At 63.3% G+C, this 14,755-nt stretch carries 12 protein-coding genes and 1 pseudogene; 2 read left to right on the plus strand and 11 right to left on the minus strand.

Annotated elements, in window-relative coordinates; genetic code table 11:
* Positions 1-449: 449 nt before the first annotated feature.
* The 7 genes and pseudogenes from VCS63_RS15970 to VCS63_RS16000 form a co-directional block, all read right to left on the minus strand.
* Positions 450-1,676, minus strand: coding sequence for a PepSY-associated TM helix domain-containing protein (locus VCS63_RS15970; protein ID WP_323880342.1), 1,227 nt, complete (start codon positions 1,674-1,676; stop codon positions 450-452).
* The gene (locus VCS63_RS15975) at positions 1,676-4,201 is read right to left on the minus strand and encodes a TonB-dependent siderophore receptor (protein ID WP_323880344.1); all 2,526 of its coding nucleotides are present in this window, start codon (positions 4,199-4,201) and stop codon (positions 1,676-1,678) included. The genes VCS63_RS15970 and VCS63_RS15975 overlap by 1 nt, the downstream gene beginning before the upstream one ends.
* Positions 4,202-4,307: 106 nt before the next feature.
* Positions 4,308-5,321, minus strand: a complete 1,014-nt coding sequence (locus tag VCS63_RS15980; RefSeq protein ID WP_323880347.1) for a FecR domain-containing protein — start codon at positions 5,319-5,321, stop codon at positions 4,308-4,310.
* A gap of 4 nt (positions 5,322-5,325) precedes the next feature.
* Complete coding sequence (locus VCS63_RS15985; RefSeq protein WP_042793959.1) at positions 5,326-5,838, minus strand: sigma-70 family RNA polymerase sigma factor; 513 nt, start codon at positions 5,836-5,838, stop codon at positions 5,326-5,328.
* Positions 5,839-5,989: 151 nt separating this feature from the next.
* Complete coding sequence (locus tag VCS63_RS15990; protein ID WP_323880348.1) at positions 5,990-6,856, minus strand: prephenate dehydratase; 867 nt, start codon at positions 6,854-6,856, stop codon at positions 5,990-5,992.
* An 82-nt stretch (positions 6,857-6,938) separates the two neighbouring features.
* Positions 6,939-7,136, minus strand: a pseudogene (locus tag VCS63_RS15995) (DUF2000 family protein); the annotation flags it as partial.
* Between the two features lie 33 nt (positions 7,137-7,169).
* A complete protein-coding gene (locus tag VCS63_RS16000) occupies positions 7,170-7,553 on the minus strand; it encodes a tautomerase family protein (RefSeq protein ID WP_063960843.1) in 384 nt (127 codons plus the stop codon).
* Positions 7,554-7,854: 301 nt separating this feature from the next.
* On the opposite strand from VCS63_RS16000, the gene VCS63_RS16005 reads away from it, so the two are divergent.
* Positions 7,855-8,184, plus strand: coding sequence for a YciI family protein (locus VCS63_RS16005; RefSeq protein WP_063642511.1), 330 nt, complete (start codon positions 7,855-7,857; stop codon positions 8,182-8,184).
* An 81-nt stretch (positions 8,185-8,265) separates the two neighbouring features.
* On the opposite strand, the gene VCS63_RS16010 is transcribed toward VCS63_RS16005, so the two are convergent.
* The 3 genes from VCS63_RS16010 to VCS63_RS16020 all read right to left on the minus strand — a co-directional run bounded on the left by VCS63_RS16010 (position 8,266) and on the right by VCS63_RS16020 (position 11,171).
* On the minus strand, positions 8,266-9,066 hold the full coding sequence (locus VCS63_RS16010; RefSeq protein WP_063642510.1) for a hypothetical protein: 801 nt from the start codon (positions 9,064-9,066) through the stop codon (positions 8,266-8,268).
* Between the two features lie 96 nt (positions 9,067-9,162).
* The gene (locus VCS63_RS16015) at positions 9,163-10,131 is read right to left on the minus strand and encodes a Bug family tripartite tricarboxylate transporter substrate binding protein (RefSeq protein ID WP_063642509.1); all 969 of its coding nucleotides are present in this window, start codon (positions 10,129-10,131) and stop codon (positions 9,163-9,165) included.
* 113 nt (positions 10,132-10,244) lie between these two features.
* Positions 10,245-11,171, minus strand: a complete 927-nt coding sequence (locus tag VCS63_RS16020; protein WP_042793965.1) for a LysR family transcriptional regulator — start codon at positions 11,169-11,171, stop codon at positions 10,245-10,247.
* 92 nt (positions 11,172-11,263) lie between these two features.
* On the opposite strand from VCS63_RS16020, the gene VCS63_RS16025 reads away from it, so the two are divergent.
* A complete protein-coding gene (locus VCS63_RS16025) occupies positions 11,264-13,531 on the plus strand; it encodes a DUF3604 domain-containing protein (protein ID WP_323880353.1) in 2,268 nt (755 codons plus the stop codon).
* 12 nt (positions 13,532-13,543) lie between these two features.
* On the opposite strand, the gene VCS63_RS16030 is transcribed toward VCS63_RS16025, so the two are convergent.
* Positions 13,544-14,515 (minus strand): LysR family transcriptional regulator, encoded by a 972-nt coding sequence (locus tag VCS63_RS16030; protein WP_042793967.1) that lies wholly within the window; start codon positions 14,513-14,515, stop codon positions 13,544-13,546.
* Between the last annotated feature and the right edge of the window lie 240 nt (positions 14,516-14,755).

Here is a 14,755-nt window from a genome sequence, read left to right on the forward strand (position 1 = left end):
ACCGAAATCGGCAGCGTCTGCGCCAGCACAGGCGACCAGACTTGCGTGAAGACGACGGACCAGATGATCAGGGAGCGAAGCTTGGACATCATGCGTAGGGGGGAAATGCAGGCGCGCAGCGGCGGCATCAGGGTTCGAACAACGGACCTCCTGTTGTATGTGAACCCCCGAAAAGGGGAAATAGGAGGAGTCCGATAAAGGCTTGCGCCCTACCGCATTGCGGGTCGCACCCTGGGGATCGGAAAGATAGGTCGACCATCTCGCTGCTTACGCTTGGGGCAGTCGTTTATACCGAGCGGGCTATCGCCTTGACCGGAATCTCAGTTCTTGGGCTCTTGCAATCATCATTGGGCTCCACCGAACTCCCTGGAAGACGGCAATGAATTCGTGGGGGAACCTCAGGCCCTTTTCCCGCAGATCACGTGCGGGATGCGAATGAGCTCGCGGCGTTATTGCCAACGCGCGTTGAAAGTTCCCCGCAGCTGGTTCGCCCTCCGCGCCCGGCGCTTGCGCACCCAAATCACCAGACCGGTCACGCTCAGTGCCGCGACGGCTAGTCCCATCAGCGACATCAATACTCGCCCCGGCGTGCCCAGCAGCCGGCCGGAGTGCAAGGGCAATTGCGCCTGCATGAAGACGTCGCCCCAAGTGCCCTCCCCCGGCACCTTTACGCCGAGAATCGCACCCGTACCCCCATCCAGGTAGAGGACCTCGTTGCCCAAACCATTGTCGTCCCGGTCATTGTCCGGCGTGAAGAATGTCACGCCATAGATACCGAAGCGCTGGGCATAGAAGATGGACCCAGGGGGAGCGGCCCAGCCACGCTGGCGGCCCTCGGCCTCGGCGATCGCGAGGATCTGTTCTCGGCTCAACAGCGGTTCGGCCAGTTCCCGCTCGCGACTGCCCTGACGCAACTGGAATGGCGAGGGCGTCAGGGGCGAGAATACCGACACCAGCGGCCGCATTATTTGCGTTCCCAGATTCAGCGACACCGAGGTCACAGCCAGCATCAGCAACAGACCCCATACCCACACGCCGCCGGAGCGGTGGACATCGAAATTGAGCTTGGCGCCGCCCTGGCGCAGCCGGAAGCTCAACGACTTGCGCCAGGTTTTCGCGCTGGGAAACGAGATACACAGCGCCAGGAAGCAATCGACGATCCAGACCGCCGACACCACGCCCATCAGCCAAACGCCAAAGTCGATACCCCAGCCTTTGGGGATATGCATGGTGTAGTGCAACTTGTAGAGAAAAGGCAGCAGGTTTTCGCGCGACAGCGATATCTGGCCCCATTGCCGCCGTCCCTGGGCGTGGCCAGTGGCCGGATCCAGGGCCAGTTGGTTGAAGCCGAGGGCGTACGGCGCGCCTGTGACGGGATCGATGCGCGCGGCGACACCCAGCATCGCCGTATGGCCTGGCTCCAGCGCCAGCGGCAGGAAGCTGACCCGCAGGCGCGGATCATCCGCCTCGGCCCGACGCGCCAGCTCCAAAGGCGGCAGCGGGCTGTCCGTCGCACCGGAGGCGGCCTGGAACAGCCCGGGATTGACCCATTCGTCGATTTCGTGATCCCAGGCGATCACCGCGCCCGTCAACCCTGCGACGAACAGGAATCCAGCGATGAACAGGCCGCACCAGCGGTGCAGCGCGACCAGCGCGCCACGCATGCCGCCGCCCATCAGAACTGGTAGCGCGCCGACAACATTGCGTTGCGCGGCTCGCCATACACGTTGCTCGGGAAGCTTACGCTGCCGGACAGCGCGTTGTAGTACTTCTTGTCAAAGACATTATTGATGTTGAGCTGCACGTCCAGCTTCGGTGTCGCCTGCCAGCCCACCACCAGATCGGTCACGGTGTAGGCGCCCTGGGTAATGCGGAACGGCACACCGCTAGTGGTGCCCTGGTTGTAGATGCGGTCCTGACGGTAGATCGAGCCTCCAATGCGCCAGCGGTGCAGATCGCCGGGCAGTCGGTACATGGTCGTCAGCTTGAACAGGTGTCGTGGCGTGTCGGTGTCGAAAAGCTCGCCCACATTGCTGGGGTTCGCATCCTTGCGATAGCGCGCGATGGCTACCGTGTACCCCAAACCTACCTGCCAGTTGGGCGTAATAGCGCCCTGCAACTCAAACTCCACACCCTGGCTGCGCACCTCGCCGGCAGCCGAATAGCAGGCCACGGTCGGGTAGCCGGCGCATTGGGTCTGGTCGGTGCTGCGGAAGGCACGGTTTTTCTGGTCCATGCGGAACACCGCCGCCGAAGCATTCAGCGCACCGCCGAAGTACTCGCCCTTGATACCGATTTCGTAGTTATTGCCCACCACCGGATCCAGCAGATTGTTGCTGGCGTCCAGGTAGTTCTGGGGCTTGAAGATATCGGTGTAACTGGCGTAGAGGGAGTGCTGATCGTTCAGATCGAAGACCAGGCCGGCATACTTGGTCAGTTGGTTGTTGACGCTGTAGCGGTTATGCGCGCTGACGGATGGCGTGTTGGAGGCGAAGTTCGGATAGGTGTTGACGGTGTCGTCGTACCCGAACCAGTCCAGCCGCCCGCCCAGTATCAGCTTCAGCCGGTCGGCCAAATTCAGGCGCGTGGTGGCGTACACGCTTTGCTGGGAGATTTTGGCGTCCATCCAGTCCCGCAGCGGAATATTGGGTTTGGCAACGGCGCTCGGATCGAAGTTGTAGAGGTCAAGGTTGCTGTTGAGTACCAGGCCTTGACGGCTGTCCCCGTCGAAATCGACGTTGCGGTAGCTGGCGCCCAGTACCAGCTCGTGCGTGCGGCCCAACAGATCGAAGGGCCCGTTGGCATACAGATCCACGCTGCTTTGCTTTTCTTTGTGGGCGTTGCGCGCACCCAGCTGGCTGTACTTGCCGGTGGCGATGCTGTAGCTGAGGTAATGGCCCAGCATGTCGACATCGGCCTGGGCATAGTAGGCCGAGAGGTGCATGCGCCAGCCATTGTCGAATCGGTGGTCCAGCCCCAGGAAGGCCGAGTTCGTGGTTTTGTTCCAATGCTCCCAGTCATTGGCGTAGGAGGTGGATCGGGGCAAGCCCAGATCGCTGCCATCGCGGCCTACCGGAAGACCGGTGAATCCATTGCCGTGCAAGCGGTTTTCCTGGTGCAGCGCGCTGAGCGTAAGCGTGGTGGAGGCATTCAGATCCTTCTCCAGGATCCCGTAGAAGGTCTGGCCGTCGCTGCTTTCGCCGCGTTTGTAGCTTCCGTAGTCCTGAGCGGCGACGACCGCGCGGCCGCGCAGACTGCCGTCCTCCGATAGCGGACCGGAGGCATCCAATTCAGCCCTATAGCGGTCCCAGCTTCCCGCGCTCACGCCGAGGGACACCTGGGGCGCCTCGGTCGGCCGTTTGCGCACCAGGTTAATGGCGGCCGACGGGTTGCCCGCGCCCTGCACCAGTCCGGTGGCGCCGCGCACGATCTCCACCCGGTCGTAAATGGCCATGTCGGTGGCCAGGAGGTCCTGCGACAGGTTGGAGCTGTCCAGGCCCACCGGCAGGCCGTCGTACATGATGTTGTCCACGTACATGCCGCGCGCATAGAAGGAAGCGCGCTCCGGCCCGAAGCGCCGGTAGGTCAGGCCGGGAGCGGCCTGCACCACGTCATTGACCGTCTTCAGGCCCTGATCCTGCATGCGCTGGCTGGTGATGACGGTGACCGACTGCGGCGTCTCGCGCATGGACAGGTTTAGCCGGGTGGCCGTGCTCATGCTGCCGGTGGTGTACGACTCCGTCCCCTCGGTCGTGCCATCGGCCGCCGTTGCGCCGACCACCGTGACCAGGGGCAGCGTGGTGGCGGACGCTTGCGGCGCGACGGTATTGTCGACACGCAACACGAAGGCGCCATTGTCCAGTTGCACGGCCTGAAGGCCGCTGCCGGCAAGCAATAGCGCCAGTGCGCCGCTGGCTGAATATCGTCCGCTCACGCCGGCCGTCTGTTTACCGTCGGTTTGCTCGGCAGTGAAGGTCAACAGGATGTTGGCCGTGCTGGCCAGCTGACGCAACGCCGGAGCCAGCGGCCCGGGGGCAATCCTGAAGTCGGGCGCGGCGGAGCCGGCAACGGCCGCGGCGCCCTGGGCACGCGCGGGAGCCGTGGCGCCAGCCGCCACGGCGAGGGTCAGCGCCAGGACAGCAAACGCAATAGGAGATGGACGGGGCCGCCCCGAATCTTGGGCGCGGTGCAGGTTCGGCATGTTCTTCCTCTTGATTGGACCTCCAGAAATTCCGGTCCCTCGTAAGGTAGGTGCCGCGAAAATGCCGATCGGGCAGTCGATGCGAGAAATATTTTTTTCCGTGGCTTCAGCCGGCCGGCCCGACCGTCGCCCAGAAGCGGGTGCGCCACTGCACGCGTACCGGCAGCACGCTGGGCAGCGTGGTCAGGATGTGATCCGTGTCGGCCAGGGGGAAGACACCCGAAAGGCGCAGGTCCGCGACCTGCGGATCCACGCGCAGTACGCCCGGCCGGTAGCGCCCCAGTTCGGCCAGGAAGTCGCCCAGCCTCTGCTCGTCGGCCACCAGCTGGCCTCGTGTCCAGGCATCCGTGTGCTCATCGACCGAGCGAGGCGCGTCGACCGCGTTGCGGCTGAACAGGGTCTGCTCGCCGGCATGCAGCAGTCGCGCACTGGCACGCCCGGCCCAGGGAGAAATTTCGACAGCGCTCTCCAGAACCGCCACGCCGGTCCTACCGGCGCGCTGCCTCACGGTGAACCGGGTGCCCAGCGATCGGATGCTGCCTTCTGCCGTCGTCACCAGCAGCGGCCGTGGATCGGCCGGCCTCGGCTCATGGCGAGTGGCGATCATGATCTCGCCCGCCACCAGCAGGATGCAGCGCTGGCTTGCATCGAAACGCAGATTCACCGCACTGTCCGTGTTGAGCGTCAACCGGGTGCCGTCCGACAGGGTGAAGTTGCGTTGCTCGCCAGTGCTGCTGCGATAGTCGGCCATAGTGGCCTGCCAGGTGCCGGTGCGAGAAACCAAGAGCCCTGCCCCGGCGGCCAGACCGCCCCACAGCAGCATTCGGGTAGCCCGCCGGCGGGCGGCGGAGGCCGGCTGAGCGCTCGTGGCGGCGGACGACAGCGCGGCATAGGCCGAAGCGCCTTCCAGGGATTTCATCCGGCCCGTGACGGCCTCGACATGCTGCCACGCAGCCTCGTGGTCGACATGCGCCTGGCGCCATTGGCGCCATAGGCGTTGCTGCTCGTCGCCAGCCTCTCCGGACATCAGCAGGGTGAGCCAGTCCGCGGCAGCATCCGCGGTGGCCCGGCTGATGACCCGCCCGCAAGGCAGGGTCAGCGTATCTCCATGGGAGGGCATGACGTCAGACAGCCAGCGCGAACATGCATTCGCGGTTGGCCCGGGTCAGATATTGCTTCACCGAACTGGTCGAGGTCCCCAGGCGCTCGGCGATCTCGCTGTAGCTCAATTCAACCAGGTGCGCCAACAGAAAGGCCTCTCGCACCTTGAAAGGCAGGCCATCGAGCACGCGGTCGATCTGCTGCAGGCTCTCGACAGCCATCAGCCGCGCCTCCGGCGATGGGGCTACTTCCTCTGGCAAGCACGCAAGAGCTTCGAGGTAAGCGGTTTCGAGCAATTGCCGCCGGTGCCGGTGAGCGAGGAGCCGGCCGGCAATCGTCGCCAGGAAGGGGCGCGGCTTCCGGATATCGACGGCAGCGGTCTTGCGGTCCAGCAAACTTAGAAAAGTGTCTTGCGTCAGGTCGGCTGCCGCGAACGTGTCGCCCAGCCGCCTGCGCAGCCAGCCTTGTAGCCATGAGCTGTGCTCGACATACAGCCCGGCCAAATCATCGGTAACAGGGGGATCCTGGGCTGGCATGAGGACAGGACAGTGGAAGGTTGAATGCAATGAGAATTGATCTCATTATACATATTCGAATTCTCGCCTGATCCTGCCCGGACAAATGGTTGTGCCCACCGCAAGAGGATGACGCATGCGATGCGGGCTCCGTCTCTGAAGCGGCAATCGTTTATTTCCTGGGATAAGACCCCAGCACCCGGAACTCCCCATTCTTCGCCAAGAACTCCGCCAGCTTCCCTTCTTTGGCATGCCCGGCAACCTCGATCAGGTAGCGATGCGTGTCCAGGGTTTTCTTGCTGGGGCGTTCGTAGAGGGTCAGGACTTGCACACCGGAAGCAGTCAGCGCCGCAAGCGTGGCGCCAAACTTATCGTCGGAGGTATTCAGCAGCAGCGAGGTTTTATCGTTCCCGCTGGGCGCGGGCATGTCGCGGCCCGGGACCCACCAGCGGGTGACGTTATGGGGACCTTCTTCGATGCCGTCCACCAGCGACACCAGGGAGTACACGCTGGCGCCGACTTTGGGGCCGAAGGAGGCTTTGTCCAGGCTCGGGCTGTTGGCGACGGTTTGGGCCGCGGCGCCGCCGCTGGCGGCATCGGTGCGGCGGACATTGGGCATTTCGCGGTCCACCCAGGGTTTGACTTCTTCGAAGGCCACGGGGTGCGCGTAGACTTCCTTGATGTCTTCGCGCTTGGCGCCCGGCCTGGCCAGCAGGCTGTAGCCGAGCATTTTGGGATGTTCGGCGACGATGGTGACGTTGGGCAGGTCGAGGACAGCATCCAGGTACGGCGTCACGCCGACCACGGAAGTGGTGACCGGAACGCAGGCACGTTCGACTTTGCCATCGGTGTAGCTCTTGAAGAGTTCGTCGCGGGTCAGCGGTACCAGGTCTTTGTCGCCAAAGAGGTCGAGGCAGGCCTGGTGGGTCCAGGAGCCGGCGGGACCCAGGTAGGCGATGGAGCCCGCGGCGGCAGCGGGGCTGGCGGAAAGGTTGAGGGTCAGCAAGCCTAAGACAATGAGCGATGTGAGGGCTTTCATGTTCCGTTCCGGAAGGTCGCGGGAGGTCCGAGAGACATGATACCGAGAACGCCCGGAACCAAGGCTCCCCTCCCGAACCCTCTCAGGGATGCCGTTTGAGCCCTTTTACGGTCTTGTCGACCGCCTTTTTCGGCCCGCGCACCGCGATGCCCGCCCAGTTCATGTTGTCGACGTCCTCAGCCCGGAATACGTTCCGGTTTGCTTCGTCATGGCCGGTGGCGAACATTGCATGGATGAAGGGAACGATGGGGATTCCGCGATCCAAGGCGGCGCGGGACGCGATCCATGCGCAAAACAACGGGCTCGATGCGGGTCAATCGGCGTACTGGGCGTCTCCGTTGCCGAACGACCAGTTTTCCTTCTTGACCTCGACAAGGCTGATGAAGACGTCCTCTTTCCTGGTCGCGAGCTCCGTGTGGAGCCCCTCGACTATGGCTTTATAGAGCCGCTTTTTCTGGTCCAGCGTGCGGCCCTCGTTAAGCGTTATCTGGATGTAAACCAGGCCGTCGGTGCGCGCGATGCCGAAGTAGGCGGGATCGTAGATGAAGTGACCCGCATCATGTTCGTTCAGGATCTGGAAGTTGTCTTTGTCGGGAACGTTCATGGTTGCTTTCAACGAGCGGTAGACGACCTCGCCGATTTTCTTTGCGAACAGCGGGTCATCATTCTTCCGGATATCGATGCGAACGAAAGGCATGTCGGCGCTCCTTGCGCGTCAGGGGAAAATGACCGCCTTGCCTGCGCACAGGCCATGACCGGCGGTTTGCGTGCAATTTAGATTGAACGAGCCAAAGGCAAACATACATTGTTGCGTGAATGTCCATCATCAAGCGGTACATCCGACACAATCAACAAGAAATTTAACTTAACAAAGAAATGACGCCATGAAATATGGCGTCAGACTAAAATTTCGGGCATGCAGATACGCGCAGGCTTGCCCATTTTTGAACATGGAATTGCAACCCCGTCGTAATCTCACCCACGCTAAGGAGACGTCCATGCCAAAATTCGTGACCATCGGATATGGCGATCAAGCGGGCTACGATCGTGCGCCCGCGACCATCCGAAATGCAGCGCATGCACACGACGCAAAATTGCGGAAAAACGGCGTGTTGATGGGCGTCGCAGGCAAGCCGGTACAAGTACGCAACCCCGAAGCCACTCGGGTCGAAACAACGCCTGGCCCATTCATGAAATCCCCCTTGCCAGTGGCTGGTTTCGCCATCATCGAAGCCGTCGACATGGCCGAAGCTATAGCAATGGTGTCGCAAACGCCCTGCGCCGTCGCGCACGGGGTCGTTGAAGTGTGGCCGCTGGAACAGCCGTAGCGACACCTCTCATCCTCACCGCATGTTTATGCTTTGCGAGAACAAGGGAATAACAGCCAGCACCTATCCCCTACGCCGCATTCACAAATGCCGATGACTGCAAACCATTGCCTGCCCGGTCAGCTCCGCGATCAGTCTGGCCAGCCCCCGGGCACTGCCGTCATCCAGCCATTCTGTCCGGATCATGCGAAACCCCATCGCCAGGCTGTATTGCCAATCCAGCTCCAGTATCCGGTAGTCCTGGCCATTTTCCGCGCAATGCCATTGCGCGGCCGGATCCTCGTAGGCCGCGCCGATGAAATCGACATGCGAGTCGAACGGCGGCATCGACTCCAACAATTCATCTGACCCTGGCAAGCTAGGCTCGGACAGATTTTCCCCTACCGCCACATGCGGCTCAGGGCCGTCATAGGCCAGCAGCATCAACGGAAAATTCTTGGGGTCCGCGTCATAGGAAGCCCGCGTGTCGGCAGTCAGATAGGCTCGTGCCGCCGGCCCCAGGCAGTACTGCGGGCTGTTCCAGTCGCTGCTCTCGTTATCCGCATACCGGTCCCCCGGCGTAATGCCGTGCTCAGCCAGCAGCGCCAGGGCTTCTTCCATGGTGTCGTTATGGCGTATTGGCACATCCGCTGGCAAATGCCCCGCCCGCACATACATGGCGATCACGTCTCCCGTGGTGCGCAGGCCTTCCTGATACTGGTACGAACCTTCGTTGAGGCTGGCCAGGTCGAAGCTCAGGTTCAACAGGGCGCGATACGGAATGGCATCACCGCGCGGTTCCATTACGTATCCGCCTTCCAGCAGTTTGGCTTCCAGCGCCCGCCAATCAGGCGGCGGCAAATGCATGTCGCGGGGGCACAGAAACTGGTGGTGTTCGGACATAGGCGGGACTCACTCTGCTGAGGTGGTTGGGGCCGGCGAATTGTAAGCTGGGGCCCTTGGTCTTTGGCAGGCAGAGGAATCAGGCCGCGCGTACGCTCAATCCACCTTCGCCCCCGACCGCTGCACCAGCGGCACCCATTTAGCGATATCCGCCTTGATGAAAGCCGCCAACCCGCTGGGCGGTCCATCGTGGAAGATCTCGTACCCCAATGCCTGCAACCGCTGGCGCTGCTCGGCGCCGTCCATCACTTTGCGCGCCGCGGTGTTGAGTTTCGCCACGACGTCCGACGGCGTGCCGGCGGGGGCCATCAACCCCAGGTCGACGGTGATCACGTAGCCCGGCACGCCCTCTTCCATCATGGTGGGCACGTCGGGCAGCAAGGGGGATCGGGCTTCGCCGGTGACCGCCAGCGCGCGCAGCTTGCCTTCCTTGACGAGGCCGGACACGCTGGGCGTGTTGTAAAACGCGAAGGCGACCTCATGCGCCATGACGGCAGCCACCCCTTGCGGCGCGCCACGGTAAGGAATGTGCGAGGCCTGGGTCCCGGTAATCGACAGCAATAGTTCCGCGGACAGATGATGGGTGGTGCCGTTGCCGCCGGACGAGTACATCAGTTTGCCCGGCTGGGCTTTCAAGGCCGCGACGAGTTCGCGCACCGAGCGGTATGGGCTGTCGGAAGGCACAACCAAGACATTGGAGCCGCCCGCCAGATAGGCGACCGGCACGAAGTCCTTGGTCGGATCGTAGGACAGCTTCGAGAACAGCCCCAGGTTGATGGCCCAGGTATTGTTGGAACCCAGCACCAACGTATAGCCGTCGGGCGGCGCCTTGGCCACATAGCTCATGGCGATCTGCCCGCCGCCGCCGGGCTTGTTCTCGACGACCACCGTCTGCCCCAGTTGCTGGCTCAAGCCAGGCTGGATGGAACGCGCCAGGATATCCGCCGTACTGCCCGCCGCCAGCGGCACCACCAGGGTGATGGGACGATCCGGAAACGGCGCCGCGCCGGCCGGCGCCGCGATAAACGGCGCACAGGCCAAGAGAACCCCCAGTAGTGCTTTCATGATGCCTCCGCGGTGGCGCGAGCGATGGAAACCATGCGGGCTTGCATGATGCCAAGCAGCGTATCCGAGGAGGCAGCCCCGAAAAATATGCGGGCAGCTATAGCGTCATGCCATCATGGCATGGCGGCGTCGCGGCGCAGGCGCTGGGAAACCGAGCGGACCACGGCGACGAAGGCCTGGGCCGCGGGAGACAAAGGGTAGTTGGCCAGCCGCGCGATGGAGATGGGCCATTCCAGCGCCGGATTGCGCAATGCAATGCCCTTGATGCCGGCGGGCATCTGCCCCCGCGCGATCTGCGGCAGCATGGCCACGCCCATGCCGGCCTGTATCAGGCCGATGGCCGTGGACAGCAGGACGACGCGCTGTTCCACGCGCGGATAGATATTGGCGGCGATCAAGCGGCGGCTGATATTGAGCCACGCAGGCGCTTCCGGGTTCAGCTGTATACAGGGCAACTCGGCCAGCACCTTGGCGTCGACCTCGTCCAGCCTGGCCAAGGGATGATCCGTGCGCGCGAAGAGCGCCACGCCGCTGTCCGACAGCTGTTCCACCATGATGCGGGAGTCGTCGTCCGGCATGACGGCGCCCAGGCCGACGTCAGCCTCGTGCGAAAACAGCCGGGTGCGGATCTGCTGAACCATGCAGTCGACCACGATCAGGTCGAGCTGGGGATGGCGCTGGCGAAACTCCATCAGGATGTGCGGCAGCAAAGTGGCGGCGCTGACGTGGCCCACGGCGACCATGACCTTGCCCTGCTTCAGGTCGGAGTGCTCGCGGCATTCCTGGATCGAGCTGTCGATGGCCAGGATGGCGCGCCGGGCCGCGTCGACCATGGCTTGACCATCCCGCGTCAAGGAGACCTCGCGGCCACGCACGACCAGGGGCTGGCCGACTTCGGCTTCCAGGCGCCGGATCAAGTGGCTGACCGAGGGTTGCGACAGGCCCAGGCGTTCACCCGCGGCGGTGAAGCTGGCCGTTTCACCGATAGCGACTAGCGCCCGCAGTTGGCGCAGGGACACGGATTCGATCGGCTCAGCCATGTAGCGACGTCATGATGGAATAGTTTGCATACTATAGCTATATGGGTGCGCGCTCCCTAAGATGGGATTTCCCTAACCCGCACGGAACCGCAATGCCGCACTCTTCCTACGCCGCCGACCGCATGGGATCGGCCATCGTCGAACCTTCGGGCCGCTTCGAAGCGGGCAGCTTCGCGTCGTTCACCCTCACCTACACCGCGGGTTACTTTGGCATCGACGACACCGGGTCGATCAAGATCGTGCACCGCTTTGCCAGCGACATGGGCAAGCCACAGTTCGACCAGCCGGACGGCTGGAACTACACCACGGTCGAGGCCTCCAACGGCGCGGTTCTGCAGGTGGAATACGACGGCAAGCGCAACATTCGCCCCTGGGACAAGACGCTGTTCATCCGCGTGGTGCGCGGCTATCTGGAAGAAGGCGATCGCATCGTGGTGCGCTTCGGCGATACGCGGCAGGGCTCGCCCGGCATGCGGGTGCAGACGTTCAGCGAGCCGACTTTCGAATTCAAGGTACTGGTGGACGCCTTCGCCACCTACAACTACACCGAGCTTGAACACTCGCCCACCATTGCGGTAGTGGCAGGGCCTGCGGTCACCTACAAGGCCATTCTGCCCAGCCAGGCCGTCGCGGGCGAGCCCTTCAGCCTGGGTTTCAAGGGCGAAGACAAATGGGGCAACCCCAGCGACCAGGTAGCGGGCGAGTTCACCCTGCGCAGCAGCCTGCCGCTGCGCGGCCTGCCCGAAACCTTCACGATGCGCGAGGGCGAGTTTGCTGCGCGGCTCGAAGGATTGGTGGCCGCAGCGCCCGGCGAGCTGCGTATCGAGGTGCTGCGCGATGGCTTGCCCGTGGCGCAAAGCACGCCCTGCCGCATCGTCGCGGCTGGCGGCGGCACACGCGGGCACTATTGGGCCGATCTGCACGGGCAGTCCGAGGAAACCATAGGCACCAATTCCGCCGAGGATTTGATCCTGTTCGCGCGGGACCGCGCCTTTCTTGACGTGATGAGCCACCAAGGCAATGACTTCCAGATCACCACGCCGTTCTGGGAACAGTTGAACAAGCTTACGGCGCGGTACAACCGGGATGGTTCGTTCATTATCTTCCCCGGCTATGAATGGTCGGGCAACACCGGCCTGGGCGGCGACCGCAACGTGCTGTACCTGAAGGAAGGCCGCCCCATCCATCGTTCTTCGCACGCCCTGATCGACGACCTGTCGGACTTGCCGCTGGATGCCAACGACGCCGATGCGCTGTTCGACGCGCTGAAGGACGAGGACGTGGTGGTGTTCGCGCACATCGGCGGCCGCTACGCCGACATTACCCGCTCGCACGACGCGCGGCTGGAACGCTCCATTGAGATCCACTCCGACTGGGGCACCTTCGAATGGCTGCTGGAGGACGCTTTCCGGCTGGGCTACCGCGTCGGCATCCTGGCCAATAGCGACGGACACAAGGGCCGGCATGGCGCCAGCCATCCTGGCGCATCCTTGTTCGGCGCATACGGCGGGCTGAGCTGTCTGATTGCCGAAAAACTCACTCGCGAATCCATTGCCGAGTGCCTGCGCCAGCGCCGCCACTACGCCACCACCGGATGCCGCGCTTATCTTGACGTGCAAGCGCATTTCGACCGGCCGGCGCAGCGCTATTCCGACGATCCCAAGCTAGGCGCCCCTGTCACGCGCATGCCCGTCACGCAGGCCGATATGGGCGCCATCCTGTCGTACGACGGCGATTCGCTGGAATTGTCCTTCGAGGTACTGACCCATGGCGCCATCGAACGCGTGGAAGTCCGCAACCGCATGGACGTAGTGCAAACGCTGTACCCCTACGACGAGGCCGCGCTCGGCAGCCGCATCCGCATCGTCTGGGAAGGCTCCGAGTACCGTGGGCGCGGCCGCCAGACGGTTTGGGACGGCAGCGCGACCTTAGAAGGCAACGCCTTCGTCGACCCGCTGACGATCAATTTCTGGAACCTGGACAAGACCCTGGCGCAGCCTCGTCCCGACACGCTGAGCTGGCGCTCGTTGACTACCGGCGGTTTCAGCGGCATAGACGTGCGGCTACGCGATCCGCGCGCCGGAGTGCTGAAAATCGACACGCCGGTCGTGCGCACCGAACTCGCCGTCGACCGGATCGGGCTGGAGCCGGCTGTCGTCGAAAATGGCGGCATCCGCCGCCGGCTTCAGGTCTATCGCCTGCCGGACGAGAACCCGGTCCGGCGGATGCAGGCCCGCGTGCGCGTGCCGCTGCACACAGACTCCGACAATGCCGTGTATCTGCGCATCACAACCGAGGATGGCTTCTTCATCTATTCCAGCCCGATCTATGTGGAACGGACCGGGTCTGGGCCGAAGTAAGGCGGCCGGCCGCTAGGCGCCGGCGGCATCGATCAATTCCGCCGAGGACTCCCGCAGGCATTCGGCGAACAGCTGCGTGGTGGATGTCGTGGTGTCTTCGCGCCAGTACAGGATGGCCTCGCCCAAGGGGCCCAATGGCGGCAGCGGCAGCATCCGCATCGTTCCGCGCTGCACGTAGCGCCTTGCGAGCGACAGGGGCAGAATCGAAACGTACCCCCCGTCGCGCAGCAAGGACAGGTTGAGCGCCAATGAGCTCGACTCGATGGTCGGACGCAACAGGGTCACGCCATGTTCAGCCAGGATTTCGACCATGGTCGCAAAGGCAGGCGAACCCTGCATGGGCGTGATCCAGCGCACATCCTGCAAGTCTTCCCAGGCCACCGGCGTGTCTGGGCCGCCCAAAGCATGCCGCGTACCCACCACGAACACGAACGGCTCGTGATGCAGCGACTCGTGGCGCATCACTGGAAGATTCCCCGTCACACGGTTGCGGCCCAAGGCCAGGTCGAGGTTGCCTTCGTCCATCATCTTCAGCAAACGATCTAGCGTGGCTTCCACGAATGAGAACGACGCATTCGGCGCTCGCCGCGTGAACAGTTCGACGGCATGCGCGATCAGAGGTTGCGGAATCGTCACCACGGCGCCGAATCGCACGTGGCCCGCCGTGCCGGAGGCCAGCGCGGTGACATCGCGCCGCGCCAGTTCGATCTGCCGCAGGATCTCGCGCCCGCGTTCAACCAGCACACGTCCTATGCGCGTCAGTTCGACGGCGTTGCCCACGCGGCGCACGACCGGCGTCCCCAGCGCCTCCTCGATCTCCGCGATCTGCTTGGAAATGGCAGGCTGAGTGACATGGAACGCCGCAGCCACCCGCGTGACCTGGCGCAGCTCGCCCAGCGTCACCAGGATGCGCAAGTGCCCAAGCTTCAGGCCGCTGCGGAAAAAGCGTTCTATCGAATTGTCGGACGGCGAGCTAGCTGACATATCAGGCATGGAAAGACGAAGGATTCGAGCGCCATCGCGCAATGGCTGAATGGCGTCATGGCATAAGAGCACAAACGCGCCAATCATAACCAAACGGTAATGCCAGATGCGCAAAGTGTGATTTGCCGTCCGGCAGTAGCAACCCGTACCCTTCGAACGGACAGCACTGTAGTGCAGGCTTTTCGTGATGCATCGATGGACAACCGGGAGCAACGACGTTTCCCAAGCAGATGCCGCACG

Source organism: Achromobacter sp. D10, from assembly GCF_035282245.1.
In the GTDB taxonomy this organism is placed as follows: Bacteria; Pseudomonadota; Gammaproteobacteria; order Burkholderiales; family Burkholderiaceae_B; genus Achromobacter; species Achromobacter insolitus.